This is a genomic window from Actinoplanes sp. OR16, assembly GCF_004001265.1.
Taxonomy (GTDB): domain Bacteria; phylum Actinomycetota; class Actinomycetes; order Mycobacteriales; family Micromonosporaceae; genus Actinoplanes.
Genome location: NZ_AP019371.1, coordinates 6,071,717 through 6,089,581 on the forward strand (window position 1 = coordinate 6,071,717; position 17,865 = coordinate 6,089,581).

The 17,865-nt window shown below is 70.7% G+C and carries 20 protein-coding genes; 11 read left to right on the forward strand and 9 right to left on the reverse strand.

Features of this window, described 5'->3' with window-relative positions; genetic code table 11:
- The first annotated feature begins 116 nt into the window (after positions 1–116).
- Positions 117–1,058 carry a siderophore-interacting protein gene (locus EP757_RS27775; RefSeq protein ID WP_174262451.1) on the forward strand — a complete coding sequence of 314 codons (942 nt, stop codon included), beginning with the start codon at positions 117–119 and terminating at the stop codon, positions 1,056–1,058.
- 52 nt (positions 1,059–1,110) lie between these two features.
- Here the strand turns inward: EP757_RS27775 and EP757_RS27780 are convergent, their stop codons facing one another.
- The 3 genes from EP757_RS27780 to EP757_RS27790 are packed head-to-tail and all read right to left on the reverse strand — an operon-like array spanning position 1,111 to position 4,365.
- A complete protein-coding gene (locus EP757_RS27780) occupies positions 1,111–2,736 on the reverse strand; it encodes a methyl-accepting chemotaxis protein (RefSeq protein ID WP_232050033.1) in 1,626 nt (541 codons plus the stop codon).
- A gap of 28 nt (positions 2,737–2,764) precedes the next feature.
- Positions 2,765–3,637 carry a universal stress protein gene (locus EP757_RS27785; protein WP_127550880.1) on the reverse strand — a complete coding sequence of 291 codons (873 nt, stop codon included), beginning with the start codon at positions 3,635–3,637 and terminating at the stop codon, positions 2,765–2,767.
- A gap of 50 nt (positions 3,638–3,687) precedes the next feature.
- Positions 3,688–4,365 (reverse strand): type 1 glutamine amidotransferase domain-containing protein, encoded by a 678-nt coding sequence (locus EP757_RS27790; protein ID WP_127550882.1) that lies wholly within the window; start codon positions 4,363–4,365, stop codon positions 3,688–3,690.
- A gap of 72 nt (positions 4,366–4,437) precedes the next feature.
- Between EP757_RS27790 and EP757_RS27795 the strand changes: the two genes are divergently transcribed.
- On the forward strand, positions 4,438–5,286 hold the full coding sequence (locus tag EP757_RS27795) for a LysR family transcriptional regulator (protein ID WP_174262452.1): 849 nt from the start codon (positions 4,438–4,440) through the stop codon (positions 5,284–5,286).
- Here the strand turns inward: EP757_RS27795 and EP757_RS27800 are convergent.
- Entirely contained in the window at positions 5,207–5,731 is a 525-nt protein-coding gene (locus EP757_RS27800; RefSeq protein WP_127550886.1) for a MarR family winged helix-turn-helix transcriptional regulator, read from the reverse strand. The two genes, EP757_RS27795 and EP757_RS27800, sit on opposite strands and share 80 nt — an antisense overlap.
- 146 nt (positions 5,732–5,877) lie before the next feature.
- Here EP757_RS27800 and glnII point away from each other — a divergent pair, with 146 nt between their 5' ends.
- The 4 genes from glnII (at position 5,878) to EP757_RS27820 (ending at position 8,504) form a co-directional block, all read left to right on the forward strand.
- Complete coding sequence (gene glnII / locus EP757_RS27805) at positions 5,878–6,885, forward strand: glutamine synthetase (RefSeq protein ID WP_127550888.1); 1,008 nt, start codon at positions 5,878–5,880, stop codon at positions 6,883–6,885.
- 48 nt (positions 6,886–6,933) lie between these two features.
- Complete coding sequence (locus EP757_RS27810) at positions 6,934–7,695, forward strand: N-formylglutamate amidohydrolase (RefSeq protein WP_127550890.1); 762 nt, start codon at positions 6,934–6,936, stop codon at positions 7,693–7,695.
- 79 nt (positions 7,696–7,774) lie between these two features.
- Entirely contained in the window at positions 7,775–8,104 is a 330-nt protein-coding gene (locus EP757_RS27815) for an STAS domain-containing protein (RefSeq protein WP_127550892.1), read from the forward strand.
- The gene (locus EP757_RS27820; protein ID WP_127550894.1) at positions 8,097–8,504 is read left to right on the forward strand and encodes an ATP-binding protein; all 408 of its coding nucleotides are present in this window, start codon (positions 8,097–8,099) and stop codon (positions 8,502–8,504) included. The genes EP757_RS27815 and EP757_RS27820 overlap by 8 nt, the downstream gene beginning before the upstream one ends.
- 3 nt (positions 8,505–8,507) lie before the next feature.
- On the opposite strand, the gene EP757_RS27825 is transcribed toward EP757_RS27820, so the two are convergent.
- Together EP757_RS27825 and rho are read right to left on the reverse strand one after the other, a co-directional pair.
- Entirely contained in the window at positions 8,508–10,007 is a 1,500-nt protein-coding gene (locus EP757_RS27825; RefSeq protein ID WP_127550896.1) for a PP2C family protein-serine/threonine phosphatase, read from the reverse strand.
- A gap of 39 nt (positions 10,008–10,046) precedes the next feature.
- On the reverse strand, positions 10,047–11,093 hold the full coding sequence (gene rho / locus EP757_RS27830) for a transcription termination factor Rho (RefSeq protein WP_127550898.1): 1,047 nt from the start codon (positions 11,091–11,093) through the stop codon (positions 10,047–10,049).
- Between rho and EP757_RS44670 the strand changes: the two genes are divergently transcribed.
- Positions 11,092–11,481: a helix-turn-helix domain-containing protein gene (locus EP757_RS44670; RefSeq protein WP_127550900.1), complete on the forward strand. Its 390-nt coding sequence runs from the start codon at positions 11,092–11,094 to the stop codon at positions 11,479–11,481. The genes rho and EP757_RS44670 overlap by 2 nt on opposite strands.
- A 3-nt stretch (positions 11,482–11,484) precedes the next feature.
- Here EP757_RS44670 and EP757_RS27840 read toward each other — a convergent pair whose 3' ends face one another.
- Together EP757_RS27840 and EP757_RS27845 are read right to left on the reverse strand one after the other, a co-directional pair.
- Positions 11,485–12,348, reverse strand: coding sequence for a L,D-transpeptidase (locus EP757_RS27840; protein ID WP_232050035.1), 864 nt, complete (start codon positions 12,346–12,348; stop codon positions 11,485–11,487).
- Positions 12,349–12,372: 24 nt separating this feature from the next.
- The gene (locus EP757_RS27845) at positions 12,373–12,831 is read right to left on the reverse strand and encodes a hypothetical protein (protein WP_127550902.1); all 459 of its coding nucleotides are present in this window, start codon (positions 12,829–12,831) and stop codon (positions 12,373–12,375) included.
- Positions 12,832–12,948: 117 nt separating this feature from the next.
- Between EP757_RS27845 and EP757_RS27850 the strand changes: the two genes are divergently transcribed.
- A complete protein-coding gene (locus tag EP757_RS27850; protein ID WP_127550904.1) occupies positions 12,949–13,941 on the forward strand; it encodes an LLM class flavin-dependent oxidoreductase in 993 nt (330 codons plus the stop codon).
- On the opposite strand, the gene EP757_RS27855 is transcribed toward EP757_RS27850, so the two are convergent.
- Positions 13,938–14,567 carry a TetR/AcrR family transcriptional regulator gene (locus tag EP757_RS27855; protein ID WP_127550905.1) on the reverse strand — a complete coding sequence of 210 codons (630 nt, stop codon included), beginning with the start codon at positions 14,565–14,567 and terminating at the stop codon, positions 13,938–13,940. The genes EP757_RS27850 and EP757_RS27855 overlap by 4 nt on opposite strands.
- 84 nt (positions 14,568–14,651) lie before the next feature.
- Between EP757_RS27855 and EP757_RS27860 the strand changes: the two genes are divergently transcribed.
- The 3 genes from EP757_RS27860 to EP757_RS27870 are packed head-to-tail and all read left to right on the forward strand — an operon-like array spanning position 14,652 to position 17,734.
- On the forward strand, positions 14,652–15,800 hold the full coding sequence (locus tag EP757_RS27860) for an acyl-CoA dehydrogenase family protein (protein WP_127550907.1): 1,149 nt from the start codon (positions 14,652–14,654) through the stop codon (positions 15,798–15,800).
- Positions 15,801–15,813: 13 nt separating this feature from the next.
- On the forward strand, positions 15,814–16,554 hold the full coding sequence (gene fabG, locus EP757_RS27865; protein WP_127550909.1) for a 3-oxoacyl-ACP reductase FabG: 741 nt from the start codon (positions 15,814–15,816) through the stop codon (positions 16,552–16,554).
- A 22-nt stretch (positions 16,555–16,576) separates the two neighbouring features.
- A complete protein-coding gene (locus tag EP757_RS27870) occupies positions 16,577–17,734 on the forward strand; it encodes an acyl-CoA dehydrogenase family protein (protein ID WP_127550911.1) in 1,158 nt (385 codons plus the stop codon).
- The last annotated feature ends 131 nt before the right edge of the window (positions 17,735–17,865 follow it).

Sequence of the window (17,865 nt, forward strand, 5' to 3'; positions counted from 1 at the left end):
ACCTCTGATCGGTCGGACGTTCATGACCTGCAGGAATGACCGCGTTGCAGTACGGGAGCAGGGGGCGGTGGTGACACGGCCGGAGTGACCGGTTAGGTTAGGGTTACCTTATCGCGATGCCTGGGGAGGCGACCGTGACCCAGACCGCCGTGCCTACGACCGAGGCGCCCCCGTTCCGGTTCTTCCCGGTCGAGGTGCTCCGGGTCGACCGGCTCAGCCCGAACTTCGTCCGGGTGACCTTCACCGGTGACGACCTGGACCGGTTCGCCGACAACGGCTACGACCAGCGGATCAAGCTCATCCCGCCGCTGGAGGGCTCCGGCTTCGACCACATGCCGGAGGGCCTGGACTGGTACACCCAGTGGCGCGACCTGCCCGAGGAGCGCCGCAACCCGATCCGCACCTACACGGTCCGCGGCGTGCGCCGGCACCTGCGCGAGGTCGACGTCGACATGGTGCTGCACGGTGTGAGCGGCCCGGCGTCGCGATGGGCGGTCAGTGCCCGTCCCGGGACGAAGGCGCTGCTCATGGGTCCGAACGCGGACTTCGCGGGCAGCGCGGGCGGCATCGACTTCCACCCGCCGGTCGCCACCCGGCGCATCCTGCTCGGCGGCGACGAGACCGCCGTCCCGGCGATCGCCTCGATCCTGGCCAAGCTGCCGGCCGACGCGATCGGCGAGGCCGTCCTCGAAGTCCCGGAGGCCGCCGACCGCCTGGAGATCAGCGCGCCTGCCGGCTTCCGTGTGACCTGGTTGTCGCGGGACGGAGGCGTACACGGAACGGGGTTGATCCCGGAGATCGAGGCGGCCGCCCAGCGTCTGCTCGGCGACTGCACCAAGCCGGTCGGGGTCGATCTCGAGGACATCGACGTCGATCACGACATCCTCTGGGAGGTCCCGGACGGGACCGAGACCACGATCGACGGCTTCTACGCCTGGCTCGCCGGCGAGGCCGGAGTGATCAAGACGCTGCGCCGTCACCTGGTCAGCGGCTGTGGCGTCGACCGGCGTGCGGTGGCCTTCATGGGCTACTGGCGCCTCGGCAAGGCGGAGTGCTGACCCCGGCGCTCCACGATCGTCATCGGGGCCGTTCCGCGATCGCCGGATCGGGCTAGACGCGGAATGCCGCCACGACCTCGCGTAGTTCGCCGGCCACGGTGGTCAGTTCGCTGACCGACGCCTCGGCCTCGCCCAGCGCCGAGGTCGTGGCGTGCGCGGCGCTCGCCACCGCGTTGATGCTGCCCGCGATGTTGGAGCTGCCGTTCGCGGCCTCGCCGATGCTGCGGCTCATCTCGTTCGTCGTGGCGGTCTGCTCCTCGACCGCCGACGCGATCGTCACCTGGTAGTCGTTGATCTCGGAGATGATCCGGGAGATCTCCTGGATGGCGACGACGGCGCTGGCCGTGTCCGCCTGGATCGCCTGAACGCGCTGAGAGATGTCCTCGGTCGCCTTCGCGGTCTCCTGGGCGAGATCCTTCACCTCGGTCGCCACCACGGCGAACCCCTTGCCGGACTCACCGGCGCGGGCTGCCTCGATCGTCGCGTTCAGGGCCAGCAGGTTCGTCTGCTCGGCGATCTGCGTGATCACCTTGACCACGTTGCCGATCTCCTCGGACGAGGTGCCCAGCTTCGCCACCGTGTCGTTGGTGGTCTGCGCGACGCCGACCGCGCCCGAGGCCACCTGCGCGGCGCTGTTGGCGTTCTGCGAGATCTCCCGGATCGACGCGCCCATCTCGTCGCTGCCGGCCGCGACCGACTGCACGCTCGCCGACACTTCGCCGGCCGTGCCCGCGACCAGGTTCGCCTGCTCGGCGGCCTCCCGCGCCTCGGCGTCCAGCCGATTGGTGATCATGCTGAGCCGCTGGGTGACGTCGCCGAGCACGTCGGCGCCGTGCGTGAGCTTGCGGACGCTGGTGATCAGGCCGTCGCGTGCCCGGTTCGTGGCCTCGGCCATCTGGCCCAGCTCGTCCCGGGACCGCACCTCGGCCGGAACCGTCAGATCGCCGTCGGCGACCGCGCTGAGCGCCCGGGAGACCGTCGCGAGCTGCCGCTTGATCAGCTGCATCACGCCGTAGCCGATGAACGCCGCGATGACGATGCCGATCACCAGGCCGAGGATCGTGATGAGGCGGGCCCGGTTGTACGACTCCGTCCCGTGCACGGCCATCGCGTCCGCGTCGGCCTCCTCGGCGGTCTGCAGCGCGTCCATCGTGTCGGTGATCGTGGCGTCCGAGGTGTTGAACGCCGCGAGGATCTGGTCGGCGGCCGGCATCTCGAAACCGGCAGGCGGCGCCTGACCGAAGATGATCACGGTGCTGAGCCCGCGGTGGTAGATCACGGCCTCGGAGAACGCCTGGAGCTTCTCCAGCCGGTCGCCGGCGCCGGACCTGGTCGCGATCTGCTCATAGACGGCGACCGCCTCGTCGATCTTCGTGGACGCGTCCGCGGCCTGGTCGAGGCCGGCCTGCTTCAGCTGCGCGTTGTTCCCGGACTCGCCGGCGCTGTACTTGAGGGCGCTGCGGAAGTATTCGGTGAGGCCGCCGCGCATGTCGGCGATCTGCTCCATGCTGTCGACGTGCTGGCTCTTCATCCTCTGCAGGTCGTCGCGGAGCTCGGCCATCCGGGTGAGCGCCACGATGGTGACGCCCAGCGCCACGAGCGCCACGCAGAAGGCCGCCACGGTGCTCTTGATCAGCAGACTCCGGTCGCCGAGGAGCCGCTCCAGTAAACCCCGCATGAGATTCACCTTAGAGGCTTTTGTCCGGCTATCCGGCAGGGTTGGCTCCCTGGACCAGGGCGATGCTGCACCGGGCGCGGTGCAGCAGGTGACGGCCGACCGACGGGCGCAGCGCCATCCGCAAGGCCCGGCGCACCCGGGCCCCGGCCACCACGAGCTGCGCGCCCGCGGCGGCCTCGGCGAGCACCTCGCCGGGCGGCCCGACCAGGACCTCGGTCGTGACCGGCACCGACGGGAAACGCCGCCGCCAGCAGTCGACGATCTCCTGGAGACGGCGGCGCTCGGCGGCCACCGCGTCCAGGTTGCGCTCGCAGAGCAGGTCACGGCCGCCGTCCGGCACCGGCCAGCCGTGCACCGCGCGCACCGGGACACCCCGCACCGCCGCCTGCTCGAACGCGAAGCCGAGCACCGTCGCGGCGGTGGGGGAGTCGTCGACGCCGGCCAGCACCGGGTCGGTGGCCCGTGGCTCGCCGCGGACCACGACGACCGGGCAGCGGGCGTGGGTGCTCACCGACGCGGCGGTCGAGCCGAGCAGGGCCCGGACCCCGGAGTGCCGCGGCCCGCCGACCACGAGCAGGCCGGCGTCGGCGCCGCGCTGGGTGAGCGCCACCGCGGCGGTGCCGTGCTCGACCCGGGCGCGGACCCGCACCCCGGGATGGGTGTCCGCGGCGGTCGCGATGGCCCGGCCCAGCATGTCGCCGACCGCGTCGTCGGTCTCCGCGTCCGGGTAGACCGCGGCAGCGGGCATCATCGCCGCCGCCGGGACATAGGTGGGCCATTCGTAGGCATAGAGCAGCTCGACCGGCGCATCGACGCGCTGTGCCTCGTCCAGGGCCCAGCGCGCCGCCTTGCGGGCGTCGGGAGAGCCGTCGTAACCCACCACGATCCGCTGGTCGGGCATCGGGCCCACCTCCTCGGCGTTCTTAACCCACGATCGTCGTGTCTGGACGCCTACGCGGCAAGAGCCGTCAGGACCGCTTCCGCGACTCCGGTGGAGGACGCGGGGTTCTGTCCGGTGACGAGGTTTCCATCCGTGACGACGTGCGGCTGCCAGTCGGCGGCGCCGGTGTGCTTGCCGCCCTGCGCCTCCAGTGTGCTCTGCAGAAGGAACGGAACGGCCTCGGTCAGGCCGACTGCCGCCTCCTCGGAGTCGGTGAACGCGGCGATGTTCCTACCGGCCACGATCGGCGAGCCGTCGGAGAGGGTGATGCCGGCCAGCGCGGCCGGGCCGTGGCAGACGGCCGCGACCACGCCGCCGCGCTCGTACAGGGTCCGGGCGAAGGCGGCGAGGTCGGCGTCCTTCGGGAAATCGAAGACCGCGCCGTGTCCGCCGGCGAACAAAACGGCGTCGTAGTCGGACTGATCCACATCGGCGAACCGGGGAGTGGACCTCAGCTTCGCCTGGACCTCGGGGTCCTCGGTGAACGCCTTCTGGATCGGGTCGGTCAGGTCGGCGCCGTCGACCGGGGGCTCGCCGCCGGCCACGCTGACGAAGTCGACGGTGTAACCGGCCTCGGAGAAGACGTGCCACGGGTGCGCGGCCTCGGGCAGGTAGTAACCGGTCGGGCGGATGCCGGCCAGGTCGCCGTGGCTGGTCAGAGCGATGAGGATCTTGCGCGTCGAAGTCATGACCAGATCCTGGCGCAGCCGAGCCATCAGTGACCAAGAGGTTTCCGGCTAGCAAGCCATAGGATTACTGATATGTCGTCCCGCGTCTCGCTCGATCTGCTGCACACCTTCCTGGCCGTCCACCGGGCCGGGACGCTGACCCGCGCCGCCGAGGTGCTCGGGCTCTCCCAGCCGACCGTGACGGCGCAGCTGCGCACCCTGGAGACGCAGCTCGGACAGGCACTCTTCGTCCGGGGCGCTCGCGGTGTCACCCCCACGCCCGCCGCCGACGATCTGGCCCGGCGGCTGGACGGGCCGCTCGACGCCCTCGCCGGGGTGGCCGGCTCGCTCGGCAGTGAGCCGGACCGGACCCTGCTGCTCGGCGGGCCGGCCGAGCTGATGACCGAGCGGGTGTTGCCCGCGCTGGCCGGGACGATCGGCGGCGGAGTGAGCGTGCGGGTCCGGCTGGGGCTCGCCGACGACCTGCTCGCCGACCTGTCGGCCGGGCAGCTCGACCTGGTCGTCAGCGCTGTTCGCCCACGACGGGCGGGGTTGCACGCCGAGCCGCTCTGCGACGAGGAGTTCGTCCTGGTCGGCACCTCCGATGTTTCGGATAAGCCGCTCTTGTCGTACGCCGAGGACATGCCGATCATCCGGCGCTGGTGGCGGCACGTGCTGGGGAGCCCGCCTCCGAAACGTGCCGTCCTCGTGGTCCCCGACCTGCGGGCGCTGCGAGCCGCGGCCCTGGCGGGTATCGGTGTGACCGTTCTGCCCCGCTATCTGATAGCGGACGACCTCAAGAACGGCTCACTCCGAGATCTCCATCCCACCGACGATCCGCCGATCAACACCCTCTACCTCGCTACCCGGGCGGCCGTGAAGGACGCCCCGCACGTGGCGTCGGCCCGGCGGGCGCTGCTGACGGCAGCCCGGACCTGGTGACCTCGGCCAGCCACGGCTCGACCACCTCGCCCAGGAGGGCGGCCAGCGCGGCCGCCGATCCGCGGCTCAGCGGCCCGAACGACTCCCGGACCGCGCCACGGGCCACCGCGATGGTCCGTTCCAGCACTTCACGCCCGGAAGCGGTCGGGCACAGCCAGACCTTGCGGCGGTCACCGGAATCGGGGGCACGCGAGATCAGCCCGGCCCCTTCCAGGCGGTCGGCGAGCGGCGTGATCGAGGACTGCTGCACGTGCAGGAGCCGGGCCAGCGCGCCACCGGTCAGCCCGTCGTGCTCGCCGAGCATGTAGAGCGCGAGCAGGTCCATCGCCGGCATCCCGGCCTCCAGGGCGGCCTCCTCGACGGCGGTCTGTACCAGCCGGCCGGCGTGCAGGGCGAGATAGCCGAGTTCGAGCCCACCCGGCGAACGGCCCAACGGCTGCGTCACGAATGCTTCATCGGCCGGAACATTCGGGGGCTGAAAGGTTACCGGGATCACGTGTCCGAGGTGCGGGATCGGAAACAAGGATTTGATCTTCGCTGGCTAGCATCCTCGCGCCGCAAGGGTTTGTTTACTTTTCAGGGAGACGAGAGATGGCTGTCAAGGCCGAATACCTGTGGGTCGACGGAACTCAGCCGACCGCGAAGCTGCGTTCCAAGACCAAGATCCTGGCCGACGGCGCCGAGCCTCCCATCTGGGGCTTCGACGGCTCCAGCACCAACCAGGCGCCCGGTGACAAGTCGGACTGCGTGCTGCGCCCGGTCTTCACCTGTCCGGACCCGATCCGGGGTGGCAACAACATCCTGGTGCTGTGCGAGGTCGAGCTGATCGACGGCACCCCGCACCCGACCAACACCCGCGCCGCCGCGCGTGAGGTCGCCGCGAAGTACGCCGACCAGGAGCCGATCTTCGGCATCGAGCAGGAGTACACCTTCTTCCAGGACGGCCGCCCGCTCGGCTTCCCGGTCGGCGGCGGCTTCCCGGCCCCGCAGGGTGGCTACTACTGCGGCGTCGGCGCCGACGAGGTCTTCGGCCGCGAGATCGTCGAGAAGCACATGGACGCCTGCCTCGAGGCCGGCCTGAACCTCTCCGGCATCAACGCCGAGGTCATGCCGGGTCAGTGGGAGTTCCAGATCGGCCCGGTCGCCGCGCCGCAGGTCGCCGACGAGCTCTGGGTCGCCCGCTGGCTGCTCTACCGCATCGCCGAGGACTACGGCGTGTCCGCGACCCTCGACCCGAAGCCGGTCAAGGGCGACTGGAACGGCGCCGGCGCGCACACCAACTTCTCCACGAAGGCGATGCGCGAGGGCTACGACGCGATCATCGCGGCCGCCGAGGCGCTGGGCAAGAAGCGCCAGGAGCACGTCGACGGTTACGGCGCGGGCATCGACCAGCGCCTCACCGGCCTGCACGAGACCGCCCCGTGGACCGAGTACAGCTACGGCGTCTCGGACCGCGGCGCGTCGGTGCGCATCCCGTGGCAGGTCGAGAAGGACGGCAAGGGCTACATCGAGGACCGCCGCCCGAACGCCAACGTCGACCCCTACGTCGTCACCTACCTGATGATCGACACGATCTGCTCGGCCCTGGCCGAGAGCTGATCCCTCCGCGCGGGGGCCCGCGGGCCCCCGCGCGCTAGGCTTCCAGCGATGTACGAGGTGACGCCCGGCGACCCGCTGTCCCCGGTGATCCTGCACGTTCCGCACGCTTCGCGGGAGATCGTCGAGTCAGGCCTCCTGATCGGTCCTCTCCAGATCGCCGAGGAGCTCGACCACCTCACCGACGCGCACACCGACCTGATCGCGTCCCGGGCCGCCGCGATGGCCGCCCGCCGGCCGTTCACCCTGGTCAACCGGTTGTCCCGGCTGGTCGTCGACCCCGAGCGGTTCCCCGGTGAGGACGAGGAGATGCTCGCTTCCGGGATGGGCCCGGTCTACACCCACGGCTACGCCGGCCGCCGGTTGCGCGCCGATGACCCGTCGCTCACGGCGGCGCTGCTCGACGAGTACTTCCATCCGTACGCCGCCGCGATGACCGCGCTGGTGCGCGACCGGCTGGCCGTCACCGGGCGGGCGGTCGTCGTCGACGTGCACTCCTATGCCACCGAGGTTCTGCCGTACGAGTTGCATCGCGACGGGCCCCGCCCGCCGATCTGCCTCGGCACCGACCCGGTCCACACCCCGGGCCGGCTGCTCGGCGCCGCCCGGACGGCCTTCCCGGACTCCGCGCTGAACAGTCCCTTCGCTGGCTGCTACGTCCCGCTCGACTACTGGGGACGGGAACCGGCCGTCGCGGCCCTGATGATCGAGATCCGCCGTGACCAGTACATGCGCGAGCCCGGTGGCGAACCGGGAGCCGGACTCGACGCGATCGCCCGCGCGCTCGCCGCGCTCATCGACGCTGTCCCCTGATGGGTGGGGGCGTTCCGGGATGCCGGGTGACATGATGAGCCGGTCATGCTGTTACCGCGTCGGAAGGGTGTGGCGGCCGATGGCGAAATTCGAGGCACGTACCTCCGCCGAACCCGGCCGGGTCACGGTGACGCTCAGCGGCGAGTGCGACCTCTCCGCCCGTGAGCACCTGACCTCGGTGCTGCTCGACGCGCTGAGCCGTGCCAAGGCCGTCTTCGTGGACATGGCCCTCCTGACCTTCCTCGACTCCAGCGGGGTGCACAGCCTGATCACCGCACATCACGCCGCCAAGCACACCGGCGCGCGGGTCTACATCGTCGGCGCCGGGGGGCCGGTCGCGGCGGTCCTCGATCTGACCGGGGTCGGCGACCTGCTCCGCGCGCCCGCCGAAGAGCGCCGCCATGTCTGAGCCGATCGTGTTCGAGGCGAGCATGTCCGACGGCGGCGACGGGATGTCGTACGCGGTGCCCGACGACCTGCGTGCCGTCCGGGCGTTCGTCACCGAGCGGGCCGTCGCGCTCGGGATGACCGAGGGCCGCATCGACCTGCTCACCCTCGCGGTGAGCGAGCTGACCACCAACACGCTGCAGCACACGACCGGTGGCGGGCACATCCGGATCTGGGCCGAGGACGGCCGGCTGGTCTGCGACGTGGTCGACCGCGGTGCCGAGCGCCCGTTCGGCCGGGCCATGCCGGCGGCGGAGGCGGTGCGCGGGCGTGGGCTGGCGATCGTCGAGCGGGTCTGCGACGCGGTCTACACGGCGGCGATCCCGGGCGGCACCCTGGTCCGGATCTGCCTCGACCTCTGAGGACTAGGCGGTCACCCGGATCGTCAGCGTGCAGGTGTCGTCGTCCGGGCTGGGCGCGTGCAGCAGCCGGTGGACCCGGGTGAGCTGGTCGGCGCCCGGCGTCGCCGACACCGACGACAGGTGGTCGCGCACCTCGGCCGTCCGGTCCGCCGTCCGGCGCTCCACCAGGCCGTCGGTGTAGAAGAGCACCAGATCGCCGGGTTCCAGGCGGGCGTTCGCGACCGGGAAGTCCTCCTCCGGCTCGGCGCCGAGCAGCAGGCCGGGTGGCCGCGCCAGCTCGCTGCTCGCGCCGTCGCGGGCGAGCAGCGGCGCCAGGTGGCCGGCCCGGGCCCACGGCAGCGTCCGGGTGCGAGGGTCGTAGACGGCGACCAGCGCCGTGCCGGTGATGCCGAGCTGGGTGCAGAGCCGGTTCATGTGCTGCAGCAGCACGCCGGGCTCGCGGATGCCGATGGACAGCCACGCGACCAGGGCGAACCGCAGATGGGCCATCCCGTTCGCCGCCTCCAGGCCGTGGCCGGCGACGTCGCCGATCGCGAGCGCCACGAGGCCGTCGGGCAGGGTCTGCGCGTGGTACCAGTCGCCGCCCACCTGCACGGTGCTCTCGGCCGGCAGGTAACTGACCATCGCCTCCAGGCCGTCCAGGGCGAACGGCTCGGGCGGCACCGGCTGGATCATGCGCTGGAGCTGGCCGGCCAGGCGGTGCTCGGCCAGGGCGGTCATCTCCCGGGTACGCAGCTGGTCGCTGAGCCGCTCGATCTCGGTGCGGGTGTCGACGCGGGCGGTGACGTCTTGGACCACCGCGTAGATCTTCACCGGGCTGCCGGCGGCGTCGCGGGCCACGTCGGAGAGGATCCGCAGGTGCTTGACCGCGCCGGAGCCGACCCGGAACCGGACCGTCACGTCGGAGGTGCCGCCGCTGTCCAGGGTCTGCCAGGCCGTCTCGGCGAGCCCGCGGTCCTCGGGGAGCATCGCCTGCGCCTGCTGCGCGCGGGACAGCGGCCCCTCGGAGGCGTCCCGCTCGAAGATCCGGAACATGCCGGGGGACCAGTCGCTGCGGCCGCTCGCCAGGTCGAATTCGGACCAGCCCAGGCTGCCGAGCGACTCGGTGTGCTCGAGGCGGCGCTGGTGCTCGTCGACGCGCTGCCACCAGACCAGCAGGCCGCCCAGCACGCGGTGCACGCTGACCTCGAACCGGGATTCGGCGGCGACGCCGGGCTGGCGTTCCTCGTAGCGGAACTCGTCGAGCCGGCCGGGCTCGCCGGTGCGCAGCACTTCGCAGTAGAGCTTCCAGAGTGGGCCGCCCACCATGGACGGATAGAGCACGCTGAGGAGCTGGTCGATCCGCTGGGTGCCACGGCCGTGCAGGTCGCTCACCTGGCCGCTGGTCGCGGCGACCCGGAAGTCGGCGGGACCGGACTGCGGGGAGTCGGACACCGGCAGCAGGAAGGTGCAGCCCACCGGGATCACGGCGAGCAGTTCGCGCACCACGGCCTCAACCGCCATCCCGTAAGCCTATCGGGGAGATGGCCGGGAGCGGATCGGTCACCCGTACGGAATGGTCGCCTTGACCCGGCGCAGGAAGGCCGCGTTGCCCGGGGTGGTCCGCAGCTGCTTCAGCAGCTGGTCCATGGCCTCGCGCGGAGGATGCCCGGTGAGCGCGCGGCGGACCTGCGCGACGACGGCGAGCTCCTCGGATGGCAGCAGCGCCTCGTCGTGCCGGGTGCCGCTGGCGGCGATGTCGATGGCCGGGAAGATCCGGGCCTCGGCGAGCGAGCGGTCGAGTTTGAGGTCGGCGTTGCCGGTGCTCTTGTACTCCTCGTGGATCAGGCTGTCCATCGCCGATCCGTTCTCGACGAGCGCTGTCGCGATGATCGTGAGCGAGCCGCCGTTCTCGATGTTGCGGGCCGCGCCGAGCAGGTGCTTCGGCGGATGCAGCGCGGCGGCGTCCATGCCGCCGGAGAGGGTGCGGCCCTTTCCGGTGGCGGCCAGGTTGTACGCCCGGCCGAGCCGGGTGATCGAGTCGATCAGCAGGACGACGTCCTGCCCCTGCTCGACGCGCCGCCGGGCCCGCTCGACGGCCTTCTCGGCGATGGCGGTCTGCTCGCGCGGGTTGTGGTCGAAGGTCGCGGCCACCACCTCGCCGTCGACCGTGCGGCGGATGTCGGTGACCTCCTCGGGACGCTCGCCGACGAGCAGGACCATCAGGTGGCACTCGGGATGGTTGGCCGCGACACCCTCGGCGATGTGCCGCAGGACCGTCGTCTTGCCGGCCTTGGGCGGGGCGACGATGAGCGCCCGCTGACCTTTGCCGACCGGCATGACCAGGTCGATCACGCGGGTGGTGAGCCGGTCAGGGGTGGTTTCGAGCCGGAGACGCTCGGTGGGATGCAGGGGTGCTAAGCGGTAAAAGTCCGCTTTGGTGACAGTTTGGGTCATGGATACTCCAGAGAGTTCTCGCGTGTCGGAAACGCGATTTCGGAAGGTGCCGATCTCCGGGGGCTGGGCCCGCGCCGGGATCTGCTGCATGCAACCGTAGCACCGGTGCGCCATGATGGCACTCACGACATCCGCGGGGAGAGGACGGGCCATGGCACTGTTGCGCCGGGTGATCGGGGCGGTTCTGCGGCGGGTTCGGCAGGCTCAGGGCCGGACGCTGCGGGAGGTCGCCGACGAGGCGGGGGTGTCCCTGCCGTACCTCTCCGAGGTCGAGCACGGCACCAAGGAGGCGTCGTCGGAGGTGCTCGCGGCGATCTGCCGGGCGCTCGGCATGCCGCTTCCCGACCTGCTCGACGAGGCGCGCAAGGAGCTGCTCAAGGGCCTTCCCGCGCCGCGTGGCCAGCAGATCCGCTCGGGGTCCGCTCTCGTCACGCACCGGGCCGCGACGCGCCGCGGACCTCAGTGCCTGGCCGGTGGGGGGTTGCGGTCAGCGGGCCGCCTGCGCTCCTTTCACGTGTACGCCGGAAGCACCCGCTTCTGACCGTCACGCCATGACCAGGACCGGCGTCCCGGGCGCGATCTCACCGAGCAGCGCGCGCTGGGCGGCGGCCGGCATCCGGACACAGCCGTTCGAGACGCTGCGGCCGAAGGCGCTCTTCCGGGACCAGGCGTGGATCGCGGTGTGCGCGCCCCGCAGCGACGCCGCGAGATTCTCCTTCTTCTCCGGGACGGTCCCGAGCACCAGCGCGTCGAGGTTCTCGTAGATCGCGCCGTTCGTGGTCGTCGTGCCCATCACGAAGGTGCGGCCGAGCGGGGTCGGTGTCGCCTCCGAGCCGACCGACACCGTCCAGGACTTCTGCTCCTCGCCGTCGCGCAGCCAGGTGAGCCGGTGCTCGCTGAGGTCGACGACGATGTGGTCGGTGAGTGGCTCGGGCGACCAGCCCTGCGCGGGCACCCAGCCGATCCGCCGGTTCGACGACGGCGCGAGCACCGCCACCCAGCCGTCGTCGCGGGCCACGATCGGCGCGACGGTCGGCAGGCCGCTGATCTTCGGCGGGAGGAAGGCGCGCGGCGTGCCGCCCGGCTCGTCGTAGAGGGCGATCTTCTTCCCCGGCCGCAGCGCCTCGGTGGGCACGTCGAGGGTGTTCGCCCCGGGATCCTCGGGCAGGCCCTCCGGTCCCTCGGCGTAGGTGATCACCGGAAGGTCGGCGGGCGGTTTCGCGGCCGGTGGCGGCGTCTCCTCCCGGCTCGGTGCGATGGAGGGCGGAGCGCTGGACGCGCTCACCCACATGCCCGCCGTCTCGTCGCCGCCACGCGCCAGCGCCACGGCCGCGCCGAGCCCCAGGAGCAGCACGACCGCCGTCGAGATCAACAGGTACGCACGGGTTCGGCTCGGGGCGCTCGGCATCCGACCAGGGTACGGTGCCCCGGTCTACTCCAGGACCAGCAGCCTGGTGGTGGTCTCCCGATGGCTGCGCTTGCCGGTGCACGGCACGGAGGCGGTGCTGCCCGGCTTCAGCGTGTTCTCCGGCAGTTTCGTGTACTCCACCTCGGTCGCCAGCTCGATCCACCGGGTCGTGGTGGTCGTCGTGACCACCCGGAACGCGGTGTAGTCGTTGTCGTCGCGGGCCAGGTCGGCGGTCCGCCGGAACGAGGTGTAGGTGCCGGTGTTCTCCGGATAGGTGATGGTCACGTCCGGCGCCTTCACCGTCACGCGCACGTCGCAGACGTCCGAGAGCGACGACCACCAGGTCTTCACCCAGGTGCCGACGCCGGACTTCACGGCCGGGACGGCGTACTCGTCGACCTGGTAGGGGCCGTACTTGGGCTCGGCGTGTGCCGGAGTGCCCGTCAGCACCATCAGGGCCGCGAGCGCCGCTTCTTTGATCACGTGTGCGAGGTTAGGCGTCGCCCCGGCGTGAAGTCCTCGAACCGTTGACGATCACCCGCAAGTGGTCTTGGCAACTCCTACTCACCTGGCGGGGAATGCCGGAGATAGGGTGCAGGCATGCTGCGCAAGCTGGGATTCCTCACGATCGGCCTGTTCGACGAGGCGGACCCCCGCAAGGGTCACGAGTCCACCCTGGAGATCATCGAACTGGGGGAGCGGCTCGGGTTCGACAGTGCCTGGCTGCGCCACCGCCACCTGCAGTTCGGCATCTCCTCGCCGGTGGCGGTGCTCGCCGCCGCGACCCAGCGGACCAGCCGGATCGAGCTCGGCACCGCCGTGACGCCGCTCGGCTGGGAGAACCCGCTGCGCCTCGCCGAGGACCTGGCCACCGTCGACCTGCTCTCCGGCGGCCGGCTCAACCCGGGGATCAGTGTGGGCCCGCCGATGCAGTGGGACACCGTCAAGGACGCGCTCTACCCGGACTCCGCCTCGGTCGAGGACTTCGGCTACACACGGGTCGAGCGCTTCCTCGCGGCGGTCCGGGGTGAGGCCGTCACCGACTTCCAGGGGCCGGTCGGGTTCGAGCAGTTCTCCCAGCGGGTCCAGCCGCACGCGCCGGGCCTCGCCGCCCGCCTCTGGTACGGCGGCGGCTCCCTGCGATCGGCGCGGTGGGCCGGTGAGCACGGGATGAACTTCCTGACCAGCAGCGTGGTGAAGGCCGAGGAGTCGGAGGACTTCGCGCAGATCCAGCTGTCGCACGTGCGCGCGTTCCGCGAGGCCAACCCGTCGGGCCGGGTCTCGCAGGGTCTCGTCGTCATCCCCACGGACAGCGCGTCGGCCGAGCAGAAGGCGAAGTACGCGGCGTACGCGGAGAAGCGGCTGCCGCGTACGGCAAGCCCGCAGGGACCGGCCCGGATGATGTTCGCGCCCGACATCGTCGGATCATCCGCCGAGATCGCGGAGCGGCTGGCGGCGCACGCCGCGTTCCAGGAGATCGACGAGGTGGCGTTCGCCCTGCCGTTCACCTTCGAGCACGACGACTACGTCCAGATCCTCACCGACATGGCCGGCGCCCTCGGCCCGGCCCTGGGCTGGAAGCCGGCCGTCTAGTCTCGCCGGCCGGACTCCAGGCGCGCCTGGAGGCCGTCCACGAAGACCGTGAGGGCGAACTCGAAGCTGTCCCGGTCGACCGCGTCGGCGTGCTCGCGCAGCCGGTGCGCGTCGCCGAGCGCCGGGTAGCGGTCCAGGTAGACCTGCACGTCGTCGACGAAGCCGCGCGAGAACGAGCCCATCGCGGCGCCCACCACCAGGTACTTCGTCGAGGCGCCGATCATCGTGGCCTCCCGGGCGGGCCAGCCGGCGGCGACCAGGCCGCCGTGGATCGCGTCGGCCCGGCGCAGCGACGCGTCGCGCTGCCCGGGGCCCTGTGCCAGGAACGGCACGATGTTCGGGTGCTCGGCGAGCGCTGCCCGGTAGGAGCGCGCCCAGCCGAGCAGCCCCTCGCGCCAGCCGTCCCGGAAGGCGCTGACGTCCACCTTCTCCATGATCTCGCCGGCCACGTCGTCGAGCAGCTGTTCCTTGGTGGGGTAGTGGAAGTAGAGCGCCGGCGCGCTCACCCCGAGCGCCGCGGCCAGCTTGCGCATGCTGAACCCGTCGAGACCATCCCGATCGATGATCTCCAGAGTGGCGGACCGGATGCCTGCCTGACTCAGCAGCGGGGTGGTCGGCCGTGGCATGTTCCGCTCCTGCCGTTGTTTTATCTAACGCTGTTAAGTTAGCATCCGAAGCGAAACCTGACAGCGTTAGTTTTAGGAGTTTCTGTGGACCTCGGTCTGACCCAGGAGCAGGAACAGTTCCGCGACCTCGCCCGGGACTGGGTGGATCGCGAGGTCGTCCCGCACGTGACCGAATGGGACCGCGCCGAGCAGGTCGACCTGAAGATCGTCGGCAAGCTGGCCGAACTGGGCTTCCTCGGTCTCGGGATCGCCGAGGAGTTCGGCGGCTCGGGCGGCGACTTCCTCTCCTACGTCCTGATGATGGAGGAGCTCGGACGCGGCGACACCTCCGTCCGCGGCATCGTGTCCGTCTCGCTCGGCCTGGTCGCGAAGAGCATCCAGGCGCACGGGACGGATGCGCAGAAGCGGCAGTGGCTGCCCGGCATGTGCTCCGGCGAGACGCTGGGCTGTTTCGGTCTCACCGAGCCGGGGACCGGCTCCGACGCGGGCTCGCTGACCACCCGGGCGGTGCGCGACGGCGACGACTGGCTGCTCACCGGCGAGAAGATCTTCATCACCAACGGCACCTGGGCCGGAGTGGTGCTGGCGTTCGCCCGCACCGGTGGCCCCGGGCCGAAGGGGATCACCGCCTTCCTGGTGCCGGCCGACACGCCGGGCCTGACCCGCCGGGAGATCAAGGGGAAGCTCGGCCTGCGGGGCCAGGCGACCGCCGAGATCACGTTCGATGGCGTACGGGTGTCCGACGCGAACCGCCTCGGCCGGGAGGGCGCCGGTTTCAAGATTGCGATGTCGGCGCTGGACAAGGGCCGGATCGCCGTCGCGTCCGGATCCGTGGGCCTGGCCCGCGGCTGCCTGGAGGCGGCGGTCGCCTACGCCCAGGAGCGCACCCAGTTCGGCAAGCCGATCGCCTCCTACCAGCTCGTGCAGGAGATGCTCGCCGACATGGCGGTGGAGACCGACGCGGCCCGGCTGCTCGTCTGGCGGGCCGCCGACCTGGTCGACCGCGGCCGCCCGTTCGGCACCGAGGCGTCGATGGCGAAGCTGTTCGCCACCGAGTCCGCGGTGAAGGCCTCCAACCAGGCGATCCAGGTGTTCGGCGGATACGGGTATGTCGACGAGTTCCCGGTCGGGAAGGCCATGCGCGACGCCCGCGTGACCACGCTCTACGAAGGCACCAGCCAGATCCAGAAACTGCTCATCGGCCGTGCGTTGACCGGGATCAACGCGTTCTGACAAGGGGTTACCAATGAGGGTTGCCATCGTCACCGGCGCCGCGCGGGGTATCGGCGCCGCGACCGCCCTGAAGCTCGCGTCCGACGGTGCGGCGGTCGCCGTGCTGGATCTCGGGGAGTCCAGTGAGCTGCTCGACCAGATCCGTGACGCCGGCGGCACCGCTGTCGGGTTCTCCTGCGACGTGTCCGACGAAGCCCAGGTCGACGCGGTCTTCGACAAGGTCGCGGCCGAGCTCGGCGGCATCGACATCCTGGTGAACAACGCCGGCGTGCTGCGGGACAACCTGCTGCACAAGATGTCCTCGTCGGACTGGGACATCGTCATGAACGTGCACCTGCGCGGCGCGTTCCTCTGCAGCCGGGCCGCCCAGCGTCACATGGTCCCGCGCCGCAGCGGCAAGATCGTCAACACGTCGAGCGTCTCCGCCCTCGGCAATCGGGGGCAGGCGAACTACTCCGCCGCGAAGGCCGGGATCCAAGGTCTGACCCGTACGCTCGCGATGGAGCTCGGGCCGTTCGGCATCAACGTGAACGCGGTGGCGCCCGGCTTCATCGTCACCGAGATGACCGACGCGACAGCGGCCCGGGTCGGCGTCTCCTCCGCCGACATGCAGGCCAAGGCCGCCGAGATCACCCCACTGCGCCGGGTGGGGCAGCCGTCCGACATCGCGAACGTGGTCGCCTTCCTGGCCAGCGACGCGGCGTCCTTCATCACCGGCCAGACCATCTACGTCGACGGCGGACGCCGTCTCTAGCCTCCCGCGATTGGAAAGAACAATGCGTCGCACCGTCTTCACCGAGGATCACGAAGCGTTCCGCCAGACCCTGCGGACCTTCATCGAGGCCGAGGTGGTTCCCTACTACGACGACTGGTTCGTGGCCGGCGAGGTGCCCCGCGAGCTCTACAAGAAGCTGGCCGAGCTGGGCCTCTTCGGCATCGAGGTGCCCGAGGAGTACGGCGGCGCCGGCATCGACTCGTTCAAGTTCGCGGCGATCCAGACCGAGGAGACCACCAGGGCCGGTGTCTCGTTCGGTGCGTCGGGCGCGCACGTGGCGCTCTGTCTGCCGTACCTCATGGATCTGGGAACCGAGGAACAGAAGCAGCGCTGGCTGCCGGACTTCGTCTCGGGCGACGCCATGTACGCGATCGCCATGACCGAGCCCGGCACCGGCAGCGACCTGGCCGGCATGAGCACCACAGCGCGGCTGAGTGAGGACGGCACGCACTACGTGCTCAACGGCGCGAAGACCTTCATCACCGGTGGCGTGAACGCCGACAAGGTGATCGTCTGCGCCCGCACCTCGCCCGCCAAGCCGGACGACCGCCGGTACGGCATCTCGCTGCTGGTCGTCGACACCAAGTCGCCCGGCTACTCGGTCGGCCGCAAGCTCGACAAGCTGGGCCTGCGTACGTCGGACACGGCCGAGCTGGCGTTCGTCGACGTCAAGGTGCCGGTCGGGGATCTGCTCGGCGAGGAGAACAAGGGCTTCTCGTACCTGGGCAAGAACCTGCCGAAGGAACGGCTGTCCATCGCCTACGGCGCGTACGCGCAGGCCGCGGCCGCCGTCCGGTTCGCCAAGCAGTACGTGCAGGAGCGCAAGGTCTTCGGCCAGGCGGTCGCCTCGTTCCAGAACACGAAGTTCGAGCTGGCCGCCTGCCAGGCCGAGGTGGACGCGGCCCAGGCCGTGGCCGACCGCGCCCTGGAGGCACTCGACGCCGGTGAGCTGACCGCTGCCGAGGCGGCGTCGGCGAAGCTGTTCTGCACCGAGGTGGCGCACCGGGTGATCGACAGGTGCCTGCAGCTGCACGGCGGCTACGGGTTCATCAACGAGTACCCGATCGCGCGCCTCTACGCGGACAACCGGGTCAACCGGATCTACGGTGGGACGTCCGAGGTGATGAAGATGATCATCGCTAAGGATATGGGGCTGTAGTTTACGAAAAGTCCGGCGCTGGCGCGCCGGACTTTTCGCCTTTATCAGGATTTGTCAGCCCATCCTGTGCTGGTAGGGCATCGGCTGGTATGTATCGATGAGCATCACTTTCTGTCTAGGGTCTTCCCATT

Coding starts and splice junctions, on each gene's coding strand:
- EP757_RS27775 (WP_174262451.1), top strand. CDS start 117: ATGCCTGGGGAGGCGACCGTGACCCAGACCGCCGTGCCTACGACCGAG.
- EP757_RS27780 (WP_232050033.1), bottom strand. CDS start 2,736: ATGCGGGGTTTACTGGAGCGGCTCCTCGGCGACCGGAGTCTGCTGATC.
- EP757_RS27785 (WP_127550880.1), bottom strand. CDS start 3,637: ATGCCCGACCAGCGGATCGTGGTGGGTTACGACGGCTCTCCCGACGCC.
- EP757_RS27790 (WP_127550882.1), bottom strand. CDS start 4,365: ATGACTTCGACGCGCAAGATCCTCATCGCTCTGACCAGCCACGGCGAC.
- EP757_RS27795 (WP_174262452.1), top strand. CDS start 4,438: ATGTCGTCCCGCGTCTCGCTCGATCTGCTGCACACCTTCCTGGCCGTC.
- glnII (WP_127550888.1), top strand. CDS start 5,878: ATGGCTGTCAAGGCCGAATACCTGTGGGTCGACGGAACTCAGCCGACC.
- EP757_RS27810 (WP_127550890.1), top strand. CDS start 6,934: ATGTACGAGGTGACGCCCGGCGACCCGCTGTCCCCGGTGATCCTGCAC.
- EP757_RS27815 (WP_127550892.1), top strand. CDS start 7,775: ATGGCGAAATTCGAGGCACGTACCTCCGCCGAACCCGGCCGGGTCACG.
- EP757_RS27820 (WP_127550894.1), top strand. CDS start 8,097: ATGTCTGAGCCGATCGTGTTCGAGGCGAGCATGTCCGACGGCGGCGAC.
- EP757_RS27825 (WP_127550896.1), bottom strand. CDS start 10,007: ATGGCGGTTGAGGCCGTGGTGCGCGAACTGCTCGCCGTGATCCCGGTG.
- EP757_RS44670 (WP_127550900.1), top strand. CDS start 11,092: ATGGCACTGTTGCGCCGGGTGATCGGGGCGGTTCTGCGGCGGGTTCGG.
- rho (WP_127550898.1), bottom strand. CDS start 11,093: ATGGCCCGTCCTCTCCCCGCGGATGTCGTGAGTGCCATCATGGCGCAC.
- EP757_RS27840 (WP_232050035.1), bottom strand. CDS start 12,348: ATGCCGAGCGCCCCGAGCCGAACCCGTGCGTACCTGTTGATCTCGACG.
- EP757_RS27850 (WP_127550904.1), top strand. CDS start 12,949: ATGCTGCGCAAGCTGGGATTCCTCACGATCGGCCTGTTCGACGAGGCG.
- EP757_RS27855 (WP_127550905.1), bottom strand. CDS start 14,567: ATGCCACGGCCGACCACCCCGCTGCTGAGTCAGGCAGGCATCCGGTCC.
- fabG (WP_127550909.1), top strand. CDS start 15,814: ATGAGGGTTGCCATCGTCACCGGCGCCGCGCGGGGTATCGGCGCCGCG.
- EP757_RS27870 (WP_127550911.1), top strand. CDS start 16,577: ATGCGTCGCACCGTCTTCACCGAGGATCACGAAGCGTTCCGCCAGACC.